Source organism: Tractidigestivibacter scatoligenes (assembly GCF_001494635.1).
In the GTDB taxonomy this organism is placed as follows: domain Bacteria; phylum Actinomycetota; class Coriobacteriia; order Coriobacteriales; family Atopobiaceae; genus Tractidigestivibacter; species Tractidigestivibacter scatoligenes.
Genome location: NZ_LOJF01000009.1, coordinates 355,856 through 379,154 on the forward strand (window position 1 = coordinate 355,856; position 23,299 = coordinate 379,154).

18 protein-coding genes are annotated in these 23,299 nt (G+C 62.6%); 8 read left to right on the forward strand and 10 right to left on the reverse strand.

Going from position 1 to position 23,299, the window contains the following annotated elements:
• Nucleotides 1-2 precede the first annotated feature (2 nt).
• The 4 genes from AUL39_RS06115 to AUL39_RS06130 form a co-directional block, all read right to left on the reverse strand.
• A complete protein-coding gene (locus AUL39_RS06115; protein ID WP_059054696.1) occupies nucleotides 3-806 on the reverse strand; it encodes a phosphate ABC transporter ATP-binding protein in 804 nt (267 codons plus the stop codon).
• Complete coding sequence (pstA, locus tag AUL39_RS06120) at nucleotides 803-1,750, reverse strand: phosphate ABC transporter permease PstA (protein WP_082667277.1); 948 nt, start codon at nucleotides 1,748-1,750, stop codon at nucleotides 803-805. Before pstA ends, AUL39_RS06115 begins: the two co-directional genes overlap by 4 nt.
• The gene (gene pstC, locus AUL39_RS06125; protein ID WP_059054697.1) at nucleotides 1,743-2,645 is read right to left on the reverse strand and encodes a phosphate ABC transporter permease subunit PstC; all 903 of its coding nucleotides are present in this window, start codon (nucleotides 2,643-2,645) and stop codon (nucleotides 1,743-1,745) included. Before pstC ends, pstA begins: the two co-directional genes overlap by 8 nt.
• A gap of 75 nt (nucleotides 2,646-2,720) precedes the next feature.
• Nucleotides 2,721-3,653, reverse strand: coding sequence for a phosphate ABC transporter substrate-binding protein (locus AUL39_RS06130; RefSeq protein ID WP_059054698.1), 933 nt, complete (start codon nucleotides 3,651-3,653; stop codon nucleotides 2,721-2,723).
• A gap of 419 nt (nucleotides 3,654-4,072) precedes the next feature.
• Between AUL39_RS06130 and AUL39_RS06135 the strand changes: the two genes are divergently transcribed.
• The 5 genes from AUL39_RS06135 to AUL39_RS06155 all read left to right on the forward strand — a co-directional run bounded on the left by AUL39_RS06135 (nucleotide 4,073) and on the right by AUL39_RS06155 (nucleotide 11,085).
• A complete protein-coding gene (locus AUL39_RS06135; RefSeq protein WP_082667278.1) occupies nucleotides 4,073-4,486 on the forward strand; it encodes a MarR family winged helix-turn-helix transcriptional regulator in 414 nt (137 codons plus the stop codon).
• Between the two features lie 74 nt (nucleotides 4,487-4,560).
• Entirely contained in the window at nucleotides 4,561-6,357 is a 1,797-nt protein-coding gene (locus AUL39_RS06140) for an ABC transporter ATP-binding protein (RefSeq protein WP_059054907.1), read from the forward strand.
• The gene (locus AUL39_RS06145) at nucleotides 6,350-8,323 is read left to right on the forward strand and encodes an ABC transporter ATP-binding protein (RefSeq protein WP_082667279.1); all 1,974 of its coding nucleotides are present in this window, start codon (nucleotides 6,350-6,352) and stop codon (nucleotides 8,321-8,323) included. Before AUL39_RS06140 ends, AUL39_RS06145 begins: the two co-directional genes overlap by 8 nt.
• A gap of 229 nt (nucleotides 8,324-8,552) precedes the next feature.
• Entirely contained in the window at nucleotides 8,553-9,734 is a 1,182-nt protein-coding gene (locus AUL39_RS06150; RefSeq protein ID WP_059054700.1) for an MFS transporter, read from the forward strand.
• Nucleotides 9,735-9,963: 229 nt separating this feature from the next.
• Nucleotides 9,964-11,085: a GNAT family N-acetyltransferase gene (locus AUL39_RS06155; RefSeq protein ID WP_059054701.1), complete on the forward strand. Its 1,122-nt coding sequence runs from the start codon at nucleotides 9,964-9,966 to the stop codon at nucleotides 11,083-11,085.
• Nucleotides 11,086-11,108: 23 nt separating this feature from the next.
• Here AUL39_RS06155 and AUL39_RS06160 read toward each other — a convergent pair whose 3' ends face one another.
• From AUL39_RS06160 to AUL39_RS06170, 3 genes are read right to left on the reverse strand one after another with little or no spacing between them, the layout of a single operon-like run.
• Nucleotides 11,109-12,695, reverse strand: coding sequence for a glycoside hydrolase family 36 protein (locus AUL39_RS06160; RefSeq protein WP_059054702.1), 1,587 nt, complete (start codon nucleotides 12,693-12,695; stop codon nucleotides 11,109-11,111).
• Nucleotides 12,692-14,092: an MFS transporter gene (locus tag AUL39_RS06165; RefSeq protein WP_059054703.1), complete on the reverse strand. Its 1,401-nt coding sequence runs from the start codon at nucleotides 14,090-14,092 to the stop codon at nucleotides 12,692-12,694. Before AUL39_RS06165 ends, AUL39_RS06160 begins: the two co-directional genes overlap by 4 nt.
• A 45-nt stretch (nucleotides 14,093-14,137) precedes the next feature.
• Nucleotides 14,138-14,812 carry a TetR/AcrR family transcriptional regulator gene (locus AUL39_RS06170; protein ID WP_082667280.1) on the reverse strand — a complete coding sequence of 225 codons (675 nt, stop codon included), beginning with the start codon at nucleotides 14,810-14,812 and terminating at the stop codon, nucleotides 14,138-14,140.
• A gap of 91 nt (nucleotides 14,813-14,903) precedes the next feature.
• Here AUL39_RS06170 and AUL39_RS06175 point away from each other — a divergent pair, with 91 nt between their 5' ends.
• Nucleotides 14,904-16,451 carry a DUF6937 domain-containing protein gene (locus AUL39_RS06175; protein WP_059054704.1) on the forward strand — a complete coding sequence of 516 codons (1,548 nt, stop codon included), beginning with the start codon at nucleotides 14,904-14,906 and terminating at the stop codon, nucleotides 16,449-16,451.
• A 36-nt stretch (nucleotides 16,452-16,487) separates the two neighbouring features.
• Here AUL39_RS06175 and AUL39_RS11080 read toward each other — a convergent pair whose 3' ends face one another.
• The 3 genes from AUL39_RS11080 to AUL39_RS06190 form a co-directional block, all read right to left on the reverse strand.
• Nucleotides 16,488-18,251, reverse strand: a complete 1,764-nt coding sequence (locus AUL39_RS11080) for an ABC1 kinase family protein (protein ID WP_235810780.1) — start codon at nucleotides 18,249-18,251, stop codon at nucleotides 16,488-16,490.
• Nucleotides 18,252-18,256: 5 nt separating this feature from the next.
• Nucleotides 18,257-18,610: a hypothetical protein gene (locus AUL39_RS11085; RefSeq protein ID WP_059054705.1), complete on the reverse strand. Its 354-nt coding sequence runs from the start codon at nucleotides 18,608-18,610 to the stop codon at nucleotides 18,257-18,259.
• 116 nt (nucleotides 18,611-18,726) lie between these two features.
• The gene (locus AUL39_RS06190) at nucleotides 18,727-19,410 is read right to left on the reverse strand and encodes an HAD family hydrolase (protein ID WP_160327044.1); all 684 of its coding nucleotides are present in this window, start codon (nucleotides 19,408-19,410) and stop codon (nucleotides 18,727-18,729) included.
• 137 nt (nucleotides 19,411-19,547) lie between these two features.
• Between AUL39_RS06190 and AUL39_RS06195 the strand changes: the two genes are divergently transcribed.
• Both AUL39_RS06195 and AUL39_RS06200 read left to right on the forward strand, forming a co-directional pair.
• On the forward strand, nucleotides 19,548-20,813 hold the full coding sequence (locus tag AUL39_RS06195) for a DUF1015 domain-containing protein (RefSeq protein WP_059054707.1): 1,266 nt from the start codon (nucleotides 19,548-19,550) through the stop codon (nucleotides 20,811-20,813).
• A 123-nt stretch (nucleotides 20,814-20,936) separates the two neighbouring features.
• On the forward strand, nucleotides 20,937-23,285 hold the full coding sequence (locus AUL39_RS06200) for a tetratricopeptide repeat protein (protein WP_059054708.1): 2,349 nt from the start codon (nucleotides 20,937-20,939) through the stop codon (nucleotides 23,283-23,285).
• Nucleotides 23,286-23,299 lie beyond the last annotated feature (14 nt).

Below are 23,299 nucleotides of genomic sequence, written 5' to 3' on the forward strand. Positions count from 1 at the left end.
CATTAACCAAAGCGTCCGGACAGGTAGTCGGCAAGCCGCTGGTCATTGGGCGCCGAGAAGATCTGCTTGGTCGTCCCCGTCTCGACCATGTTGCCCACGTAGAAGAAGGCGGTTCGGTCGGAGACGCGCGTGGCCTGCTCCATGTTGTGCGTCACGATGATGCAGCAGATGCCCGTCGAGGCGATGGACCTGATGGTCTCCTCGATGGAGTAGGTGGAGATGGGGTCAAGCGCCGAGCAGGGCTCGTCGAAGAGGACTACATCGGGCTTCATGGCAAGCGTGCGCGCAATGCACAGGCGCTGCTGCTGGCCGCCGGAGAGGCCAAAACCGCTCTGGTTGAGCTTGTCCTTTACCTCGTCCCAGAGGGCAGCCTGGCGGAGCGACGTCTCCACGAGCTCGTCCGCCTCTGCACGGTTCTTGATGCGACCGTGACGCTTGGGGGCAAAGAGGATGTTCTCGCGGATGGACTTCCTAAACGGCGTGGGCTGCTGGAACACCATTCCGATGGACTTGCGCAGCTCAAAGAGGTTCTCGTCGGGCGTGTTCACATCATGGTCGTGGTAGTGGATCTCGCCCTCGACCACGCAGCGGGGAATCTCTCGGTTCATGAGGTTCAGGCAGCGCAGGTACGTGGACTTGCCGCATCCCGAGGGCCCAATGAGTGCTGTGACCGTACCGGCGTCAAAGGAGAGCGACGTGGGATGCAGGGCCTCGTGCATGTAGTCGTACTTGACCGTCACGTCCTTGGTGTAGAGGAGGGTGCTGCACTCGCCCGCAGTGGGTGTCATCGTCTCGTCCTCCATCATTCGCTCGTCATCTTCTTGGCAAGCGTCTTGCCCAGGACTCGGGCGAGGATGTTGAAGAGCAACACGCAGATGATAAGAACTGCTGCGGTGCCCCACACAATCTCGTCGTTGCCGGGGGTGGGCTCCATCTTGAGCTTCCAGATGTGGACGGCCAGGGTCTCGGCAGGCCTGAAGATGTTCCAGGGGTTACGCGGACTCGAGAGGTTGACGCTTGCGAAGTTGATGTTCACGGCGGCGGAGCCGGACGTGAAGATCAGGGCAGCTGCCTCGCCGAACACGCGGCCGGCGGAAATCACGATGCCCGTGACAATGGCGGGCATGGCTGCCGGAAGCAGCACGTGGCGCGTGGTCTCCCAGCGGGTGAGCCCCATGGCAAGTGCGGCGTCGCGCTGCGAGCGCGGGACGTCCTGCAGCGCCTGCTGGATCACGCGGACGAGGATGGGGATGTTAAACATGGTGAGAGCCATGGCACCCGCGATGATCGAGATACCCCAGCCAAGCGTAACCACAAAGAAGAGCGAGCCGAACATGCCCACGACAATGGAGGGAAGGCTCGAGAGGGTCTCGATTGCCGTGCTCGCAGCCTTGGTCACCCAGTTGTCAGGCGCATACTCCACGAGGAATATGGCCGCACCGAGCGAGATGGGCACGCTGATAAGCAGCGTGATGATGAGCATGTAGAACGAGTCGAAAATCTCCGATGAGATGCCCGGGTTCTCATCTGCCAAAGGAGACGTGGTGAGGAAGCCCGGCGTCAATGCCTTGCCCAGGCCCCTGATGAGAATAAACGCCACGATGGAGGCAAGGAGGAGAAGGACGAAGGCAACGATGACGGTAAGGATGCCCGTTGCCACGCGGTCCTGCCTACCAATCCTCTTGACGTGATCGTCAAGGTCGACGCCAAGGTCGTTGCCGACCTGCTTTGCGGTAGTCTCGCTAGTCACGGTTCTTCGCCCCCTTTGCGCCAATGACGTGGATGATCAGGATGAAGACAAGCGACATGGCCATCAGCAAGAGGCCCAGCGCCCAGAGGGCGTGGTACTGGATGGAGCCCGTGGTTGCGTTCGAGAAGCCCGAGGTGAGAGCCGTGGTGAGCGTTGCCGCAGGAGAAAGGAGACCGGCGGGCATGACCTTCTCGACGCCGCCGATGACCATCTGGACGGCAAGCGCCTCGCCAAACGCACGCGTCATGCCGAGGATGACGGCAGTCATGAGGGAGGGCATGGCGCTCCTGAGCACCACGTGCCAGACCGTCTGCCAACGGGTGCATCCAAGGGCGTAGGAGCCCTCGCGGTACTCGTTGGGGACGGCGGCAAGGCCATCGATGGAGAGCGTGGTAACCGTGGGGAGAATCATCACGGCCAGTACGATGCCGCCGGAGAGGATGCCCGCGCCGGTTCCCGCCGCATCGCCAAAGATTGCACGCATCGCCGCGTTGACCACCGTAAGGCCGATGAGGCCGTAGACAACCGAGGGGATGCCCATCAGGAGCTCGACCAGCGGCTGGAAGACGCGGCGGCCAAACCCGGGCTGGACCTCGACGACAAAGATGGCACTACCGAGTGCGATGGGCAGCGTGAAGAGCGTTGCCAGGAGCATGACGCCAAAGGAAGTCACGATCAGCGGGAGCGCTCCATAGACGCCATCGGAGGGGACCCAGCTGGTGCCCGAGATGAACGAGAAGAAGTTGATGCCGTCCACAAAGAAGGCGGATAGGCCCTGCTGGGCGACCATGAAGATGAGCGTGATAACGACGAGAGCGACAAGGAGCACGCACGCGCCGGTGAGGGTGAGTCCCACCCCCTCGAGCTGCTTCTTCGGCATGAGGCGTTTAGCCATGAGTAGCCTTTCTACCTGTACAGACAAGGGGCATCCGCACCCAAACACGGACGCCCCCACGGTTTTGCTCGGAAGTTACGCGTTGGTGATGGTGCCCGACGCGTCCTTCTTGACCTTCATGTCGTTGGCGGGGATGAAGCCTTGCTCCTCGACCATGCTGCCCTGGACCTCGTCGGACATCATGTAGTCGATGAAGGCCTGGGTGACCTCGTCGGCGTCCTTGGTGTACATGTGCTCGTACGCCCAGATCTTGAAGGAGCCGTTGCAGACGTTCTCTGCCCTGGCCTCGACGCCGTCGACCTTCAGGGCCTTGAACTTGGTGTCGTCGAAGTAGGAGAAGGCCAGGTAGGAGATGGCACCCTCGGTCTGCTGGATCTTCTCGACAACGGTGCCCGAGGAGTCCTCCTCGGCAACGGGGGCAAAGTCGGCGGGAGCGGACTCGCCACCGAGGACGGCGGCCTCGAAGGTGGCACGGGTGCCGGAGCCAGCCTTGCGCTCGATGACCTGAATCTTGCCAGCGGTGCCGCCGACCTCGGACCAGTCGGTGATCTTGCCGGTGAAGATGCCCTTGAGCTGGTCGGTGGTGAGGTCGTCAACGTCGACGTTGGAGTTCACGATGGGGCCCATGCCAACCACGCACACGGTGTTGTCGGTAAGAGCCTTGGCGTCGGAGGCATCGAGCTTCTCCTCGGCAAAGACGTCGGAGCGGCCGATCTGCGCCTTGCCGTCGCGGACGTCGGAAAGGCCCTGGCCAGAGCCGCCACCGGTGATGGCGATGGTCACGTCGGGGTTCTCGTCCTCGAACTTCTTGGCGGCGGCCTCAACCAGCGGCTGGAACGAGGTGGCGCCGGAGCAGTTCACGGTGCCGGAAAGGGCCTTGGCTGTGGAGTCGGAGCTCGTGTCGGAGCTGCTGGACCCGCCGCAGCCAACGAGGCCCAGGCCGGCGAGGACAACCGCAGTGCCGCCTGCAAGCGAGAGGAAAGAACGGCGAGAGAGACTATCGGACATGTTTCTCCTTCCAGAGTGTGTGACCGCGCCGTCCCATTCCCCCGGCGGGCCTTGTCAACTTGCATGCTATGGGTTGGTCTGGCTCTCCCCTGCCTCGTTGGCAATGCATTACGACACCCTGACCGCACATTACATTTGCCTTACATTTGGTGTGAGCATTTGTAATGCCACAGTATCGCTGCAGGTAGACGGTACTGCATTTGTGTAAGGGCACCTTGGTTGGCACCGGTTCGGAGCGATTGTGTCTACCAGATATGGTAATTTGCTAAGTACCTTGACACTTTTTTGTTAGGTACCTAATCTTCTCTCGTCAACATCAAGTGGTAAGAGATAAGGGAGAGATCGCTACGTCTGAAACACAGCAACCCGGGAGGTGCCGGCCGCCCAAGGAGCTCTCTGCCTCGGCGGAGTCTCGTATTATGAGGGACCTGGGCTACTTTGGGCACTTCCTGCACCTCCACGCCGGAGGGCGCAGCGGCAAGCAGCGCATGCTCGAGCGCATCCTGCGCGAGGGCGGCACCATAAGCCAGAGAGAGCTTCAGGACACCGTGCCCATAAGCTCTGCCGCAGTCTCCGAGGTTCTCGCCAAACTCGAGTCCGAGGGCCTCATCACCCGCACGCGTTCCGAGAGCGACAAGCGCCAGCTTGACGTCACCTTGACTGAGAACGGACAGGCCGAGGCTAAGGTATGTGCCGAGAAGCACGCAAAGTTCGAGGCGGAGGCGCTCTCGGTGCTCACCGAGGACGAGAAGGGCCAGCTCCTAGGCATGCTCGACCGCCTCATGGAGCATTGGCAGGACATCGAGGAGAAAGACAGGGCGGTGGAAAAGTGAGCATACGCAAGAAGCTGAAAAAAACATTGAATGCAGGCGAGCAATCCTCGCTTCCCCAGTACGGGCTCAAGGAGATCATCTCGACGCTTGCTGGGTCGCTGAGGGAGTTTGGCAAGCCCGCCTGGGCGACGCCGTTTCTCGTCACCGGGGAGGTTGTGCTTGAGTGCGCAATCCCATTCGTGACAGCACAGCTCATCGATACCCTCGCACTTGGGGGCGGCGTCTCCGCAATCGCCGGGCACGCGGCAATTCTCATCATCATGGCGCTCGCCTCGCTCGCCTTTGGAACCGCAGCCGGCGTCACCTGCTCGATTGCGGCCACTGGCCTTGCCAAGAACCTCAGGCACGACGTGTTCCACAAGATCCAGGGGTTCTCGTTCTCCAACATTGACCGGTTCTCCACGAGCTCGCTCGTGACCCGACTCACGACCGACGTCACCAACGTCCAGCAGGCGTACATGATGATCATCCGCATGGCGATCCGCTGTCCGCTCATGGCGATCTTCTCCATCGTGATGGCGTTCGTCTCGGGCGGCCCCATGGCCGTTATCTACGTGATCGTTGCCTTTGTCCTCGGCTGGGGCATCTTCAAGATCGCGCTCACCGTGATGCCCATCTTCCGCCGCATCTTCAGAAAGTACGACCGTCTGAATGACTCTGTGGAAGAGAACGTCCAGGGCATTCGCGTGGTGAAGTCCTACGTCCGAGAGGACCACGAGAAGGAAAAGTTCAACGAGGCGTCCGGCACGCTCTACCACGACTTTGTTCACGTCGAGCGCATCCTGGCATGGAACCAGCCCCTCATGACTCTGGCCATCGACGTCATCTACACCTTCGTCATCTTCTTTGGGTCCCAGGCAATCGTTTCCAGCCAGGGCCAGCTCATGGGCGTGGGGCAACTCTCCGCCCTCATCACGTATGGCTTCTCGATGCTCATCAGCCTCATGATGCTCTCGATGGTCTTCGTGATGATCACGATGGCAGACGAGTCTGCGCGACGCATCTGTCAGGTCCTGCGCGAGGAGCCCGACCTCAAGAACCCCAAGAACCCCGTCATGGAAGTCCCTGACGGCTCCATCGACTTCGACCACGTGAGCTTTGAGTACTCTGCCAGGGCCGATCGCATGGCACTCGATGACATTGACCTTCACATCAAGAGCGGTGAAGTCATCGGCATCATTGGCGGCACGGGTTCCTCAAAGTCGACGCTCGTGCAGCTCATCTGCCGCCTCTATGACGCAACCAGGGGGACCGTGCGCGTTGGTGGCCGAGACGTTCGCGACTACGACCTCGATACCCTCCGCAACCAGGTGGCGGTCGTACTCCAGCGAAACGTCCTCTTCTCGGGCACCATCAAGGACAACCTCCGCTGGGGTAACCCCAACGCAACCGACGAGCAGATGCTCGAAGCCTGCAGGCTCGCACAGGCAGACGAGTTCATCCAGCAGTTCCCCAAGAAGTACAACACCTACATCGAGCAGGGCGGCACCAACGTCTCGGGCGGGCAGAAGCAGCGTCTCTGCATTGCGCGCGCCCTGCTCAAGAACCCCAAAATCCTGATTCTCGACGACTCCACGAGCGCCGTGGACACCAAGACCGACCGCCTCATCCGCGAGGGATTCAAGAGCTTCATCCCCGAGACCACCAAGGTCATCATCGCCCAGCGCACCAGCTCGGTTGAGGACGCTGACCGCATCGTGGTCATGCGCGATGGGCACATCGACGCCGTGGGCACGCACGAAGAGCTGCTGCGAACCAACGACATCTACCGCGAGACGTACACCACGCAGAACAAGCAGTCGCACGACGAGGCCATGGAGTCCATATCCAAGGGCGCCGTCAAGCCCCAGAAGGAGGCGAACAATGAGTAAAGAGAAAGACCAGGAAATGAAGTCTCCTTCTGAGCAGGCAACCGAGCCCAGGCGCACCGACGGCCCCGGCCGCGGCCACGGCGCCGCAAACCCCGGGGAGACGCTCAGGCGCACGCTGGCACTCACCTTCCACTACTACCCCGTTCACGTGACCGTGCAGGTGCTCTGCATTCTCACCGCCTCGATCCTCTCGTCACTGCCCTCTGTCTTCATGCAGCAGGCAATCGCGGTGGTGCAGGAGTTCGTGGGCACGGGAGACTGGGGGGCGGCGCAGGTCCAGATCACGCACATCGTCTTGGGCCTCATTGGGTGCTATGTGGTTGCCCTGGGCGCGAACATCGCTCAGGCGCAGCTCACGGCCGTGATCTGCCAGGGCACCCTCATGAAGGTCCGCAACCAGATGTTCGACCACATGGAGGACCTGCCCATCCGCTACTTCGACACGCACAAGCACGGCGACATCATGTCGCACTACACCAACGACGTGGATACCCTTCGCCAGCTCATTGGCGTTGCCGTGCCGAACCTCATCACCATGCTCACGGCGATGATCTCGGTTCTCGTCATCATGCTCTGGTACTCGGTGCCCCTGACGCTCGTGGTACTTGCGATGGTCGTCCTGATGGTCGTGATCACCCGTGTAATGGGTGGGCGTTCGGCTCACTTCTTCCTCGCCCAGCAGTGTGCGCTCGCTGCCGAGGAGGGCTTCGCCGAGGAAGCCATGAACGGCCAGAAGGTCATCAAGGTCTTCACGCACGAGGCTGCCACCGAGAAGGGCTTCGACGAGGTCAACGACGAGCTCTTCGATGCCTCCAAGCGAGCGAACATCTATGGCAACACGCTTGGCCCCATCCTCATGAACATGGGCAACCTCTCCTACGTGGTAGTTGCACTGGCTGGCTGCGCCATGCTCGCCGCGGGAACGCACAACCCCTCCATCGCGGGCGTCGCACTCTCCATCGACATCGTGGTGCCGTTCCTCAACCTCACGAAGCGCTTCTCTGGCTCCATTGGCCAGGTCTCCCAGCAGATTAACTTCGTGGTTATGGGCCTTGCGGGCGCCGAGCGCATCTTCTCGCTCATCGACGAGAAGCCCGAGACGGACGAGGGCTACGTCACCCTGGTCAACGTGCGCAAGAACGCCGCAGGCGAGCTTGAGGAGTGCCCCGAGCGCACCGAGAGCTGGGCATGGAAGCACCCCCACCACGACGGCACCGTCACCTACACACCGCTTGCCGGTGACATGCGCCTCTTTGACGTGGACTTTGGCTACACGCCCGACCACACCGTCCTCCATGGCATCTCGCTCTACGCCAAGCCTGGTCAGAAGGTGGCGTTTGTCGGAGCGACCGGCGCGGGCAAGACGACGATCACCAACCTTCTCAACCGCTTCTATGACATTGCCGACGGCAAGATTCGCTACGACGGCATCAACATCAACAAGATCAAGAAGGACGACCTGCGTCGCTCACTTGGCATGGTCCTTCAGGACACCAACCTCTTTACCGGCACCGTCATGGACAACATCCGGTACGGGCGTCTGGATGCCACCGACGAGGAGTGCATTGGCGCCGCAAAGCTCGCGGGCGCGGACAGCTTCATCCGACGCCTGCCGGAGGGCTACGACACGATGCTCACCGACAACGCGGCCCAGCTCTCGCAGGGTCAGCGTCAGCTCCTCTCCATTGCGCGCGCGGCAGTTGCGGATCCGCCGGTAATGATTCTGGACGAGGCAACGTCTTCCATCGACACGCGCACCGAACAGATTGTGCAGCGTGGCATGGATGCCCTCATGTACGGACGCACCACGTTTGTGATCGCGCACAGGCTCTCAACCGTGCGCAACTCCGACGTGATCATCGTGCTTGACCACGGCCACATCATCGAGCGCGGCACGCACGACGAGCTCATCGCAAAGCACGGCACGTACTACCAGCTCTACACGGGCGCTTTCGAGCTGGAGTAGGCGCTTACGACCCCAGGGTGCCGCGATTGCCTCGCCCCTTGCCCCTCCGACGCCTCACGGCGCCGGAGGGGCTCTTTGTTGTGGTGGAGCGGTTTGCGGAAACCCTCGCTGTGGCGCCACGGACCACGCACGCGGCGCAACGCAGCCCCTACTGCCGATTTGCGAAGCCGGCGGCTCGCCGTTAGCATGGGCTCATCAGCGGTCTCGACGCATCCGGGAGCCACATCATATGACCACCGCACTTCTCGGCATCATCTACCTGGCCTTTGTGAGCCTAGGCCTACCGGACGGTCTTCTTGGCGCAGCCTGGCCCACCATGCACGTGAGCATTGGCGCCAACGTCTCGCTGGCGGGCGTCATATCAATGATCATCTGCCTGGGGACCATCGTCTCGAGCCTGCTGACCGTGCAGCTCGTGCGCCGGCTGGGGACGGGCAAGCTCACCGCGCTCTCGGTGGCGCTCACCGCGGTAGCCCTCTTTGGCTTCTCAGCCTCAGCTGAGTTCTGGCAGATCGCGCTTTGGGCTATTCCATATGGCCTGGGTGCTGGAGCGGTGGACGCATCGCTTAACGCCTACGTAGCAACGCACTACGCCGCACGCCACATGAATTGGCTTCACTGCTGCTGGGGACTCGGTGCCGCCGGCGGACCCATGATCATGTCGTGGCAGATGGGCAGCTCCGCCGGTTGGCCGGGAGGTTACCGCATCGTAGGCGCTCTCCAAGTGGCACTCGTGGTGGCAATCACCCTGAGCATCCCGTTGTGGCGTGACCAAAACGACGCGGCCGACCAAGACGGGAAGCACACCGTCCCCACGCGCCGCAAGCTTCTTGCCCTCCCCGGCGTGAAGCTCGCAATGGCAGGGTTTCTCTGCTACTGCGCACTCGAGTCGGCATGCGGGCTGTGGGCCTCGACGTTCCTTGTGCTAGGGCACGGCGTTTCCGCACAAGCGGCCGCCCTTCTCGCCAGCCTCTTCTATGCAGGCATAACGGTGGGGAGGTTTCTCTCGGGCGTGCTTACCCTGCGCCTTGATGGCAAGCAGCTCCTCAGGCTAGGCGAGACGATCATGGGCATTGGACTTGTCGTGCTCATGGTCTCACCGGGAGAGGCGAGCCTCGGCCTGGGCCTCGTACTTCTCGGCCTGGGCTGCGCCCCCATCTACCCGCAGATGATTCAGCTCACGCCTGTGCGCTTTGGCTCGCAGAACGCGCAGTCGCTCATGGGGCTGCAGATGGCCTGCGCCTACGTGGGCTCGATGGCGTTTCCGCCGCTCATGGGCATTATTGTTGAGAAGGTCTCGCCGATTCTCCTACCTGTGGTTGCAGCCGGGCTCCTGGCGCTCATGACCGTCTGCCTCACGTGCTGCGACCGTCGCGTTGAGGCGGCAAACGGTGGGGCGGTCCACCAGTGACGGGTCCTTCCTGCCTCACGGAATGGTCCCAGCCGGTCACGCGGTCAGTAGCGGTCAAAGCCAAGTAGCGTTGTGTTGCTGAGAAGGAAATCGACGTTTTGCTTGGCTCCAAAGGACTAAAACGTCCAAATTGTTCTCAACAGCACCTTCCGGACGGGCCGGCACCCTCCGCTGGGGTCAACTGCGCTATGGTGGTGGCCATTCGGCACCGCAAACCCAGGAGGAACCCATGCGCTGGCCCATCACGCTCACAACGGCACACCTTGTCATGCGTCCCTGGCGCTTGGATGACGCGGAGGCGGTCTATCGCTACGCGCGCGACCCCGAGGTTGGTCTTCGGGCAGGCTGGGCCCCACACGCGTCGCTCGAGGAGAGCAAGACGGTCCTAAAAGACATTCTCATGGCACCGGATTCCTGGGCAATCACACTGCGTGAGCGAGAAGGAATGCTGGCGGACGAGGCCGTGGGCGCCATCGCCCTGCGCCACCAGGCCGCAAATGCCGCAGACCCCCTCCCCGTACACGAGGCCGAGATTGGCTACTGGATTGCCCGTCCCTGGTGGGGCCACGGCTACATGACGGAGGCCGTCCGAGAGGTGCTGCGCTACGCTTTCCTCGTGGAGAACCTCGCCGCCGTGCGCGCGAGCTACTTCGAGGGCAACGAGGGCAGCCGCCGCGTCCAGGAGAAGGCCGGACTGCGCCCGCACTACCACATCGAGGGAGTCGTCGACCACCTCGGCGCCACCCACACGGAGCGCGTACAGAGCATCACGCGTCAGGAGTGGGAAACCTCACTCGCCGCAGATCCCACTGATGCCGGAACCATCGCACGCCAGCAGTCGGAGGCGGCCGGCATCATCGACCGCCTGCCGCTCATCGCGCTCGTGCGGTCCGGCGGGCAGACCGGCGCGGACCGTGGCGGACTTGATGCCGCGCGCGAGCATAACGTGCCCATCTGCGGCTGGTGCCCGCCCGGGGGCCTTGCCGAGGACCTGCCCAAGCCGCCAGGCCTTCTCGCCCTGTACCCCGAGCTCCGCGAAGGACCCAGCCAAGGCTACGTCGAGCGGACGGCGTGGAACGTGCGCGACAGCCACGCAACGCTCATCGTCTCCCCCGGTGGGCTCGAGCCCAGAAGCGGAACGGAGATGACCGCCATCTTCGCCGAGCGCATGGGTCGTCCGGTGCTTGTTCTGGAGGGCTCCAACGTAAGCGAGGCCGCGACGGAGGCGCTGGCGTGGCTCCGTTCGCTGGGGGCAAACGCCCTGACGCTCAACGTTGCGGGCCCGCGCGAGTCAAAGATGCCCGGCGTCTACGAGCTCACGCACGACATCGTGGCAAACGTCCTGGGATGAGACAAAGGGAAACTCCCTTTGTCTCATCCCAACGCGCGCGAGAAGAGAGCGCGTTGGTCGGTGTCCCAAAGCGACATGTCGTCCGAGGTGAAGAGCACACCCCCAAGCGTGGAGTCCGCCTCAAGGAGCTCTGAGCGCTGCTCGTCCGTAAGTCGCACGTCAGGTCGCAGGAAGAAGACGTCAGGGTCGCACCTAAACGCCCGTCCGTCCAGATGCGCACGTCCGCGTGTGTTTGCCAGGCTGTTCTTGGTGCTCACGCGCTCGCGACCGGTACCTCGCATGTAGGCTGGTCCGTCCCAGTCGAGTCCCACGTCACAGCCAATGCGACAGAACTCCGTCCTGCCAAGGGCAGATCCAACAGGAACGCCACAGAGGTCAAACCACGTGCCTGACACCGCGCTCTGGCGCAGGAGGTCAAGCGCATCTGCCATGAGCTGCCCGCGGTTCATCCCGCCATGCGGGACCATGCATGCCGCGTAGAGAAAGTCGCACTTGAGAAGCGAGAAGCCCCACTCTCCGGTGAGCGTTGCCATGACACGCGCCACGTAGTCGCGCACCTCGGGGTTACGCGTGTCGAGCGCAACGTGGCCAGACCAGTGAGAGCCAGTCACCACAAGCTCGCCCTTCTCGTCATGAAGAAGCCAGTCCGGATGCGCCGAGAAGAGCTGGGACTTTCGCTCGCACACGAAGGGCGCGACCCAGATGCCTGGCATGAGCCCACGCTCGCGCGCGGCAGCAGCCACCGGCGAGAGGCCATGCGGGAACTTCTCGCCATCTGGATGCAGCCAGTCGCCCACACGCGTGTAGCCGTCGTCCACCTGAAACGTGGGTCGGCGCTCCCCAAGCTCAAAGCTCCCCAGACAGTCAGCAAGCGCATTCAGGTCATGCAGCAGGCACTGCTCCGAGATGTCCGTGTAGTGCCGATACCAGCTGGTATAGCCAACCAGCGGCGAGCAGGGCAACGCGCAAACGCCACAGAGCGCAAGCCAGCGCTCGACGGCCTCGCCGACGCTCCCGGCACACACGATGGCAAGCCCCAGAAGGCAGCGCCGCACGCCCGCCGCAACGGGGGCGGCCGGCGGCTCCTTGCTCACAAGGAGCGCCTCTGCGGGCAGGTCCTCGCGGATGAGCGTCATCCCCGTGTCCTCTCCAAGCGAGCCCACCAGGGCAACCTCGCCATCCCGCCGCAGGTAGCCATAGGTAAAGCCATGCTGGTGACCGGGTCTCTCGTCCTCCTCCACAAAGCGGTAGTCGCCCGAGGCGTCAAGCACCCAATGGCGTATGGCCACGCGTGGCACGGAGAAGTTGCGCATGCGGTCGCGCGGACTGCGCTCCACGGAGTCTGTCCAGGAGTTGTAGCCGTTCAGGTAGAGCGCCGTTGCCTCACCCAGCGCAGCGGGCAGCGTTGCCTCCACGGCGTCGATCACAACCTCACGCCGGGGCTCCGCGCACAGCCGCCAGCACTCCCCGTCGCGCACAAGTGAGATACCGAGCGTTGCCGCATCCGCACCCGTCACCAGGCCAGACGGCTGTACGTGGGCAACGCGCCCCTGGTCAGACGCCACGTGCCAGCACACACAGAAGGTAGGTTCGCCGAGAAGCGCCGTCACGCCCTGTCGCCTCCCCTGGCCTCGCCAGAGGCGCCGCCGATGGTCCCAAGGACGCGCCGCTCGTTGTAGCGCGTGAAGACAAGGCCGCCTATGAGGCAGAACGCTGTGGCAACAATCGCGGTGGCCCGGTAGCCCATGCCGTTCTCGCCAAGAATGGAGATGGAGGTGAAGAGGATCATCGCAAGCGTCTGGCCCAAGGTCATCGAGAAGGTGCGAGCCGCGTAGAACATGCCCTCGCGCCTCTCGCCCGTCTCAACGGCGTCGCACTCCGCGATGTCGGCAAGCACCGCCTGGGGAAGGATGCCCAGGATGGCCATGGGCACGGCAGCGAGCACCGCCACGAGCATGCCCCACACCATGCCCGGGATGCCAAACATGCCGCACGCCGAGGTGACGGCAAACGCCGCGCAGAAGAAGAAAAAGCCAAACGCAACAATACGCTTCTTGCCGTGGCGCTTGGCCAGCATGTTCACGGGCGCGTAGAACAACAGCGAGATGAGCGTCATGGCGGCGAAGAACACAAACGAGAGCGAGTCCGGCAAACCCATGAGCTCGGTGATGTAGTAGGTCATGCCGGTCTGGAACATGGTGATGGCAACCCAGTAGAGCACGTCGGAGAGTTCGAAGACCTGGAAGTCATGGTTCTTGAATGTCTTGGCAACGGACTGGAACATGGGAGTTGAGGAGGGCTCGGCCTTGGCGTAGAGGGTCTCGTCGATGCCAAAGGCGGGCACAAGCATGCAGGCAACGGCAACGGCGGCGAGCACGGCAACCGTAACCCTGAAGGCACCGGCAATCCCCATGGCAGGCTCGAGGTAGGCGGCGACCGTGGTCACGAGGTACGCAAGTGCCGTTCCCAGGAAGTAGGTGACCGAGATGTGCGTGGAGAGGTCGATTCTCAGCTCCTGCGTGCGTCCAAGCTCGGGAATGAGCGCGTTGAAGGGTGTGCAGTAGAGCGAGAGCGTGATGTAGAAGAGCATGAGACAGCAGAAGAGCAGCACGTTGTTCAGGGTCTGGCTTCCGGTTCCCGGCAGCACAAAGACGAGGACTGTCATCACACCAAAGGGAACGGCAGCGCCGCGCATGAACGGGATACGGCGCCCAAGAGGGCTCTTCAGCCTGTCAGACTGGGAGGCAATGAGGGGGTCGATGAAGCCGTCGAGAAGCCTGCCACAACCTGTGATGATGCCAATCACCGTGAGTCCCGCGAACACGGCACCCTGGGTGATGAAGACGGCCATGCCACGCGACAGCATGGTGTCGGAGGGCATGTAGAAGTAGACGAGCCAGTTGCTAACGATACCCGAGAGTATCGCCCATCCCAGCTGTCCTATCGCAAAGAGTCTGATGACCCGCTTGTCCGCAAGCCTGGTCCCCGAAGCCTTCTCCCCTGCCATCCCTACTCCCCTCTCGCCATGAGACAAAGGGAAACTCCCTTTGTCTCATCTCAGCGCACGCACTGCCATGTCAACGATGCACTCAAGCTCTTGGGCCCCCGCGGAGAAGTCATCCGAGGGGATGACCTCGCCGCGCGCGAGCTTCTGCGCCACGCCCATGAGCGCATGGGCAACGCTCCTGTAGAAGACCGGAAAGTCCACCTCGCGCGCAACGGAGCCATCCTGGAGTCCCAGCTGGTACGCGTCGGCAAAGATGAGGTAGAACGAGTCCACCTCGCGCCCGTAGGCGACAACCGCGTCAAGCGGCGCCCCCTCGGTGACGAGAAGCCCGTCGAGGTCGTCGATGAAGAGCACAAAGCCGGCGTTCTCCACGTAGCCCTCGGCATAGAGGCGGAGCATCCGCTCGAGTCTGTCCGCACCACTCATGCCGAGAAACGCGTCCGACTCGACAAGCGCCACAATGCGCTCGTTGAAGCGCCGCCACAGGAACGTGCCCGCAGCAAGCGCGAGGCGAGTCTTGGTCGAGAAACGCCGGTAGAGCGTGGCCACGCCAACGCCCGCCGCCTCTGCGACGTCGGTCATGCGCACATCCGCGATGCGCCGCTTAAGGAAGAGGCCGGCCGCGCACTCGACGGCGCGGTCCATGCGCACGTCGCCCGTGAGGCTCCTCTCCTGCCACACCGCAGGTGCAAGACCCGCCGTTGAGTCACCCTGTGCCATCCTTGACGCTCCGTTCCCGTGGGTGATAGTCTTACTATCAACTTGATAGCGAGGCTATCACCTCTGTCCACACAGGGTCAAGGAGGATTCGATGGAAGCGTCGACAGACCAGGCGAGAAGCGCCTTTGGCAACGAGCAGGACGATGCAACGTACCAGAAGGCGGTCCAATCGAAGGAGCGCTACCTTCGCCGCTTTGGCGACGACTCCAAGACCGTCTATCACCTCTCGGCAGCTCCCACGCCCGTAATCGGAGACATGCTTGGCGTGAGGAACCTCGTCATCTCGCCCGACGGCACGCCTCTCGACATCCGCGCAGACGCCGCACAGGCCCCCAAGCCACCTACCACCAATCGCACCGTAGAGGGCGCAAACGGTGCGCCGGTCATAGTGGGAAACATCCGCATGGGCTTTGGGCACTATCGCATCTCGATGGCCATGGCATCGGCAGCACATGCCATGGGCTACACGCCCTACTGGCTAGATCTGGCCTCCTTCAAGGACGCTACGGGGTCCAAGGTCATCCGCTACCAGAACGACCTCTACTCCAAGGGGTCAAGAATCTCTCAGCGCGTGGGGGCCTTCAACAAGCTCGTGTGGGAGCCGCTCAACTCGGAGGGCTTCCGTAAGCTCTCGTACAACGCGGCGGACCAAAAGAACGCCGAGCTCTGCGTACCCCTCTTCCACGACATCGACAAGGACATCCCCTACGTGGGGACGCACGTCTGGCCCTCGCAGGCAGCAGTGCACGCAGGCATGACTCATGTGGTAAACGCCATCCCCGACAACTGGCCCATGGCGCTCCACCTTGCGGAGGGCTCAATCCACACCGTCCAGACGCCCAGCGCCTACTTGGGGTATCACCAGCTTCGCGGCATGGACCCTGCACGCCAGCTCAAACCCATGCCCGAGGGGTCCATCTACTACACCGGCCACTACGTTGACCATGAACTTGTCTCCAACATCCCCAAAGACTGCGCGCGACGCAGAAACCGCGTCATGGGAGGCGAACCCGTGCGCTACCTGCTCTCCGTTGGCGGCGCAGGCGCGCAGCAGGAGCTCTTTGCGGCAATCGTGGAGCACCTCCTCCCCTATGTGAGGCGCGGAGAGGCCGTGGTCTTTGTCAACGTGGGAGATCACAGGAAGGTGTGGGACGCACTGCTTAGGAGCGTGGACGGCCTTCGCAGCGAGGCACTCCCCCACTTCGAGGGTATCGACGAGGTCGCGCGGTTTGCAACGGCGGCACTCGACGGTGACGTGAGCGGCGTGCATGCCTTCTGCGACAAGGACATCTTCACGGCGGTCTACTCGTCCAACCTGCTCATGCGCTGCTCGGACGTGCTGGTTACCAAGCCGAGCGAGTTCTCGTTCTACCCCGTGCCCAAGCTCATGATTCACCGCGTGGGCGGCCACGAGGCCTGGGGCGCCATCCGCGCCGCGGAGGTTGGCGACGGCACCTACGAAATGGACGACACCGCAGAGGTGCTCTCGATGATCGACTCGTTCCAGCGCGAGCGCGGACTTCTCGGCTTCATGTGCGACCGTATCGAGGACGCCGCCCAGGCCGGCATCTACGACGGCGCCTATCGCGTCATCGACCTTGCGGTTAACGGTGCGCCAACGCTTCCCGCAGTGCGCTAGCACCCGCGATGAGACAAAGGGAAAACTCCCTTTGTCTCATCGCCTGCGGCGACGGTCGTCCTTGATGATGCTGCGGGCAACCCATATGCCCAGGATGAGGGCAGCAAGGTAGCCAACGAAGCCGATGATGGGAATGCCAAAGATAACGGGCTGGATGCGTGCGTAGTAGACCACCGACGAGCCAATGAAGAGGCCTGCCACCATCACGCTCATCGAGAGCCTGTTGGCAATGTGGGCAAAGTCGTTGATGGGGTCCTCTGTTCCCGCCACGTCCAGGTTAAGCCGCAGCTGGCCGCGGGTGAGCATCTTCATGGCAAGGTCCGCCTGCGAGGCCGCGCCGAGAAGTCCATGCGCGGCGCGCGTTCCCTCGCGCGCGAAGCCCTTGACCTCGTGCTTGATGAGGTCCTCTGGCGTGGTGTGAGCCTTGATGTGGGCAGTGATGATCTCGATGATCGAGACACCAGGGAGAAACTCGTCGACCACGCCCTCGAGCGTCACGAGGGAGCGTGCCAGCATGGTGACCGTGCCGGGAAGCTCGACGCCGTTCTTTCTCGCCATAGAGATGAGAGAGTTCACGAAGGAGCCAACGTCAAGGTCTGAGAGGTCAGCCTCGCCGTAGTCGGCAATAATCATGTCGAGATCGTCCAGGAGGTGCGCGTGGTCGACGGCGGAAGTGTCGGATATCGAGAAGCGCAGGAGACCGTCGGCTAGCCCGGCAGAGTCCCTCAGTGCGACGGCCTTCACCATGTCCGACATGGCCTTGCGGTCATGCGAGGAGAGACGCCCCATGATTCCCAGGTCGATGTAGACGATCTGCCCGCCGCGGACGATGAGGTTGCCGGGATGGGGGTCCGCGTGGAAGAAGCCGTCATCGATCATCTGGCGCGTGTAGTTGTCGACGAGCTTGGTGCCTATCTCCTCGAGGTCGTAGCCGGCAGCGACCAGCTTTGCCGTCTTGTCGATGGGAATGCCCTCGATGTAGTCCATGACCACGACGTGCTTGGTGCAGAGCTTGGGATAGGGCTTGGGGCAGTCGACAAACTTGCAGTCCGCGTTGTTGCGCCTAAACTCCTCGAGGTTTCTGGCTTCCACAAGGAAGTCTGTCTCGTCGCGGAAGGACTGCCAAAGCTCGTCCACTACCGACTGCATGTCCAGGAACTGGCTCCCCGACATGAAACGGTCCATGAACCCCACGAGCGAGCGCATGATGGCGATGTCCTGCGCCATGGTCTCCTGGACGTGTGGTCGCTGCACCTTGATGGCGACCATCTCGCCCGTGACGAGACGTGCCTTGTGCACCTGGGCCACGGAGGCGGAGCCCAAAGGAACATCGTCGATGGCGTCGAAGATGTCCTCGATGGGAGTGTCGTACTCGTCTCGCAGCGCCTGGAGAACCATGTCGCGGTCCATGGGCTCGACATCCGAGCGGAGCTTGGTAAGCTCTCGACAGAAACTCTCGGGCAGTATCTCCGAGCGCATGGAGAGAATCTGTCCCGCCTTCACGAAGGTGGGGCCAAGCTCCTCGAGCATGTGACGCAGACTCTTTGGCGTGAGGCCATGGAAGATGTCATAGCGACGCACAATCGAGAGAATCTCGCGCACACGCTTGAGCCGCGAGCTGCGCGACGACTCGTACCCGTCGGACGTCTTGCTGCGACCGCCAAACAAACCGATGGTCTGTGCGTCGTCGTCCTCGAAGCCATCCTCGCTCACGGTCTTGTACCACGCGTCAAGGAGCTCGTCACTGGTGTGTGGCGAGCCCCCCTTCGTGGCATCACTTGTGTCGTGAACCTCGGGCACAGGTTCTACTCCTTGGCGTCACCATCGCCTACTGGGGCATCCTCAACGGAATCCGGCTCGACAACGTCCGCGTCGATATCGGATGCCATGGAGGCGACCTTCTTGGCGAACTCGGCGCGCTCCTCAGCGGTCATTGCCTCCATCTTGGCGCGCAGAGCGGCATCGGAGGTGTCCCCCATGACTTCCTTGGCCTTGCGGGTAAGCTCCTCGTTGATGGCCTTGCCCTGGGCAACCGTAAGCTCGCCCTTCTTGACGAAGCCATCAATGACCTCTTGGGACTTCTCTGCCGTGGTTGCAACTGCGCCAACGCTAGCCAGGAAAATCTTGCGGAAGGGGTCCGTAATGTCGAAGTCTGCCATGATGTCTCCCTTCAGAAGCGGGACACCTTGTCCCGCGGCCGTGATGCTATCTGTTCTACCCCACAACTGCTGGCTGGTTGCGCAGAGAACGCAAAATTCGGCAGGCGCCCGATGCCTCACCCCAGAAGTATGCGCCCAAGTTCATCGACGGCCTCGGCAACGTCAACCGCCCCGGCATCCCAGAGCTCTGACACCTCGCAGGTATGCGCATAGTGCACCCCCACGCAGGGGATGCCAACCTCTGTAGCCGCGTCGACGTCGTAGAACCTGTCACCCACCATCACTGCGTCCTGGGGACCCAGGCCCGTGCGGTCCATCACGCGACGTATGGTCTGCGGCTTGGTGTCGGTACCGTCATCGAGCTTTCCAAGGTAGACATCAAAGTGAGGTGCAAGGCCAGACTCGCGCATGCCACGCTCGAGCAACGCGGCGCGCTTTGACGAGGCAACGCCAAGGACCTTCCCTGCAGTATGGAGGGAATCGGCAAGCTCTGCCACGCCCGGGATGGCCGGGAACGCCTCGGCACCCAGCGTGTTGTAGATGGCACGGTACTCTTCGGTAATCTGGGCAGCCTCCTCCTTCGAGAAGCCATAGACCATCGAGAAGGCCTCGGGGAAGGGAGGCCCCACAATACGCCTGAGGTCCCCCATGGCCTCATCAGCTAGGCCGTGGTTGCGCAGAACAGTGCGAGCCGTGGAGATGATGCCCGCGATGGTGTCAGAGAGCGTGCCGTCAAAGTCAAAGACCACGAGCCTACGGCCGCGCACATCCATTCCGCGGACGAATTTCTCAAATTTCATTGGCGCCATCCCCCTGCTGTCACATACGGGTTTCCAAGCGTCTACGGTACCTGAACCCATGGGATGCGCGCGTTAGAATCTGCTTGTGGGAGTCGGCAGGACTCCCAACCGTATCAAGACCGCAACGAAGGAGCGACATGCGCGCAGAGCCGTTCGTGTGCTACAGGCCTCAGCCCGAGAAGGCCCAGGACTTCGCGTCACTGCCCTATGACGTCTTCACAAAGGAGGAGGCACGCGAGGCCGTGGCAAAGCGACCGCACTCGTTCCTTGCCATCGACCGACCCGAGACCGCGTTTGGTCCCTCCCACGACATGCACGCCCCAGACGTCTACGAGAAGGCCGCGAGCCTCCTTGCCGACCGTGTGGCTGACGGCACCCTCGTACGCGATGGGGACCCCTGCTACTACCTGTACCGTCTGAGCGGCAACGGCCACGAGCAGACGGGAATCGTGGCGGCCTTCTCGATTGACGACTACGAGTCCGGCACCATCCGTCGCCACGAGTTCACGCGTCCGGTTGACGAGAAGGACCGCGCAGACCACATTGTCACCACCGGCTGCCAGACCGGGCCCGTGCTTCTCGCCTATCGCGATGACCCCACGCTCTCGACCATCGTGTCCGCCGCCACGACGGCAACCCCGCTCTACGACTTCACGGACGCCGAGGGCCTGCGCGAAACGGTCTGGCGCGTCAACAGGCCCGCTGCCGTCGATGCCCTGCGCACAATGCTCGCGCTTGTCCCGCGCGCCTACATCGCAGACGGCCACCACCGCGCGGCCGCGGCGGCGCGCGTGCGCAAGTCGCTTCGCGAGGCACACGAAGACATGATGGGGGCACCCGGCACCGAGCCCTGCGACTACCTCCTGGCCGTGCTCTTCCCCGAAAGCCAGCTCATGACCCTCCCCTACGACCGCGTGGTGGCAGACACCGCCGGCCTCACGCCAGACGAACTTCTCGCTCGTCTCGCAGAGCGGGGCTTTGTCGTGGGAGAGCCAGCCGAGACGCCCACACGCCCAACGGACGCCCTCCACTACGGGCTCTTCCTCAACGGTGCATGGCGCGAGGTTGCCTGGCAGGGCGACATCCCCCAGTCGGCAGTGGGCAAGCTCGACGTCTCGGTCCTCCAAGACCAGGTTCTTGGGCCCATCCTGGGCATCACCGACCCCGGTCGCGACGCACGCATCCGCTTTGTGGGCGGGCAGCCGGACGCCCGCACCCTTGAACCACTCGCCGGCGAGGGCGGCCTTGCCTTTGCACTGAGGGCAACTCCCGTAGCCGACATGATGGCTGTGGCGGACGAGGAGGGCATCATGCCGCCCAAGTCCACCTGGTTCGAGCCCAAGCTTAGAAGCGGCCTCTTCATTAGGCCAATCCTCGGGAGCGCCGCAAAGCACCAGGCATAGGAGCGTAATCATGCACCTCAGAGGTCAGCACGGTCTCTGGGGTGCCTTTTCTGCCTCATGGGTATAAGGTGAACTCAGGAGGCAACCGGAGATGCCGGTTCACATGTGATGAGGAGGTGCCCCATGGAGGAGACGGACGACGAGCGCTGGCCGCACTGGACACGCGACTTCACACAGGCGCTGTCGCATGCCTTTGGTAGGCAGCCCGCCCCCACAGACGAGGCATCTTTACATGCGGGAGGCTCCGATACCCCTACTGCAAATCAGAGCCTTGGTGCACGCTTTGCGGCAGCCGTTGATGCGGCGCGGCCGCGCGTCACCTCAACCCTAGACATCGATGTGCTTTCTCAGCGGCTCATGGCCTCGGACGACCCCCTGTCTGACCTGGGACTCGTTGTGGCAGACATTCGCTCGCGCCAGCGGGACGCCCAGAATGGGGACACGGGGTCCATCATAGTTCCCGCCTCTGCCAGTAATGGCGCGCTCCCACCTTCAAACCTCGAGGTGTTTCTCGCCGATGCGTTGGACGACGCGGGACTTCTTGCCCCAGACGTTGCCATGCCTTCGGTGAGCGCAGTTCGTCCACACACGTCACGTCTCTTCTACCTTAGGGTCAACGACCCCGAGCTAAGCTATGCGGCAAAGCTCAGGGTGCTGCGCATAGAAGCGGCACTCAATGCAGCCCTTCTCGCGTCGGCGTTCTTCGAGAACGCGGATGACGTGCCCACAGGCGAGCTTGTAAGGTTTAGGCAGCGTGTGGCCGCGTCCGTGACCTCGCAGATCCCCACCATTGCCGATGGCTTGCCCACCCGCGAGGAAGAGCGTCCCAACGGCGAATGGGCGGTGCGCAAGGGCATCTCCACGGGCATCGAGCACTTCCAGGTGCCCTATCGCCTCCAGGCGAGCTTCCGCACTAACGTGGCAGACGGTGACGTTGCCCTTGTCGTGGATCTCACGCCGCCATCCATCATGCCTGCCCACGTGTGGGTGGATGACATGGGCATAGTGCCGTCAACGCCTGAGATGCGCCGCCGCGCCGCCACCGATTACAACCTGCGGATTGGCATCCTTCTGGCAGCGTGCGCATTTCGCTGCAGCCCATGCCTCCAGAGGGCATGGGTCGCTGGCACCGTAGATACGCCAAACTCCCATGACTGCTACTACTCCGTGTGCTTTGACCGCGATGGCTTCTCAAGGATTCCCCTCACGGGAAGCTTTGACCCCGTGCAGACCTACCAGAGCTTTGATGCCACAATCGCAGAGCAGGACGGCCAGCTCTCGCCCGTGAGGCAAAGCTTCTCGCTTGAGAGCGAGCGCTTCTGCCCCGCACGCCGCTACGACTCTGTCGAGCTCTCACAACGCGTCCTTGCGGACCCCTTTGCAAAGGCGCTTGGAGCCAAGCAAGTGAGCCAGCTTGGGATTGTGGAAGAGAGCAAGAGGACCGAGGTTGCGTCTCAGATTGCACGCCGCCTCTCCTCCTCTACCGAGGAGAACGTCCGCGCCATCATGGAGCTAGCCGGCAACGACGAGGACACAACCGTAAAAGACGCGGCGCGACGTTGCGTAGGTAAGCTTATCGACGGAACGCTCGCGGAGGATGACCCGCAGGCAATCCAAGACGAGTTCATCAACGGAGACGCACTCACCGTAGCAGTTGAGAAGGCCAAAGAACAGCTCTCACAGAGGGATGCCTCAGGTGCACTCTCGACAACCCTCGACGCTCTCAAACCTCTCGAGGAGGGCCATGCCTTTGAGGACGACGCCACGGTAGAGTGGCGTGCGTTTGGCAGCTATGTGGACCGCGTTCTCTACAACCGCCTGCTTTGGGACGGCTTCCACGAGACGCGGCTTGCGCCCGATGCCTACCTTGAGGCACAGCTTGTCGTCTCCGTTGCGGCACTCGCGCAAGGACAGATGTCCGTTGCCACCGAGCGCGCGCGGCGAGCCGTGGAGGTTGCTCCCATGAGCATCCACTCAAGGCTACAGCTTGCACAATGCCTTGACGCCGAGGGCCGCACAGATGACGCGATGGTTGAGGTGGGACACCTCCTCGAGCTTGCGCACGACCCAGAAGGAGTTGGACTGGGCTATTTCCGGATGGCGAGCTACGAGTGGAACCGCCAGGACGTACGCGCGGCACGAGCCTGCTACCAGCGCGCCCTCTCATTCATGCCTGGGGTGGCAACCCAGATGGCCTCGCAGCTCTCGGCAATTGTCCTTCAGCTTCAGGGGGCTGCAACCTCTAGTGAGCCCCTCTCCGAGGATCAGGTTCGCGCGGCGCTTGCAGCGAGAGACATTGCCATTGCACCCACCGAGGAGGTGTCCGACGTCTTCTTCGAAGGCATGCGGGCATCGCTTGACGCCGAGATCTTCCCCGTGGCAAGGGAGTTCATGACCATCCTGGGGCTCATGACGCACGATGACGTGTACTACGGGATGCTCCGCTCGATTGAGGACGAGCCAGATCACTAGCCGCTGTCTGCAAA

What these genes read in the sequence shown, in the direction of transcription:
- pstC (WP_059054697.1), bottom strand. Translation starts at nt 2,645, where the DNA reads ATGGCTAAACGCCTCATGCCGAAGAAGCAGCTCGAGGGGGTGGGACTC.
- AUL39_RS11085 (WP_059054705.1), bottom strand. Translation starts at nt 18,610, where the DNA reads ATGGCAGACTTCGACATTACGGACCCCTTCCGCAAGATTTTCCTGGCT.
- AUL39_RS06150 (WP_059054700.1), top strand. Translation starts at nt 8,553, where the DNA reads ATGACCACCGCACTTCTCGGCATCATCTACCTGGCCTTTGTGAGCCTA.
- AUL39_RS06170 (WP_082667280.1), bottom strand. Translation starts at nt 14,812, where the DNA reads ATGGCACAGGGTGACTCAACGGCGGGTCTTGCACCTGCGGTGTGGCAG.
- AUL39_RS06195 (WP_059054707.1), top strand. Translation starts at nt 19,548, where the DNA reads ATGCGCGCAGAGCCGTTCGTGTGCTACAGGCCTCAGCCCGAGAAGGCC.
- AUL39_RS06145 (WP_082667279.1), top strand. Translation starts at nt 6,350, where the DNA reads ATGAGTAAAGAGAAAGACCAGGAAATGAAGTCTCCTTCTGAGCAGGCA.
- AUL39_RS06165 (WP_059054703.1), bottom strand. Translation starts at nt 14,092, where the DNA reads ATGGCAGGGGAGAAGGCTTCGGGGACCAGGCTTGCGGACAAGCGGGTC.
- AUL39_RS06190 (WP_160327044.1), bottom strand. Translation starts at nt 19,410, where the DNA reads ATGAAATTTGAGAAATTCGTCCGCGGAATGGATGTGCGCGGCCGTAGG.
- AUL39_RS06130 (WP_059054698.1), bottom strand. Translation starts at nt 3,653, where the DNA reads ATGTCCGATAGTCTCTCTCGCCGTTCTTTCCTCTCGCTTGCAGGCGGC.
- AUL39_RS06135 (WP_082667278.1), top strand. Translation starts at nt 4,073, where the DNA reads ATGAGGGACCTGGGCTACTTTGGGCACTTCCTGCACCTCCACGCCGGA.
- AUL39_RS06175 (WP_059054704.1), top strand. Translation starts at nt 14,904, where the DNA reads ATGGAAGCGTCGACAGACCAGGCGAGAAGCGCCTTTGGCAACGAGCAG.
- AUL39_RS06200 (WP_059054708.1), top strand. Translation starts at nt 20,937, where the DNA reads ATGGAGGAGACGGACGACGAGCGCTGGCCGCACTGGACACGCGACTTC.
- AUL39_RS06115 (WP_059054696.1), bottom strand. Translation starts at nt 806, where the DNA reads ATGATGGAGGACGAGACGATGACACCCACTGCGGGCGAGTGCAGCACC.
- AUL39_RS06155 (WP_059054701.1), top strand. Translation starts at nt 9,964, where the DNA reads ATGCGCTGGCCCATCACGCTCACAACGGCACACCTTGTCATGCGTCCC.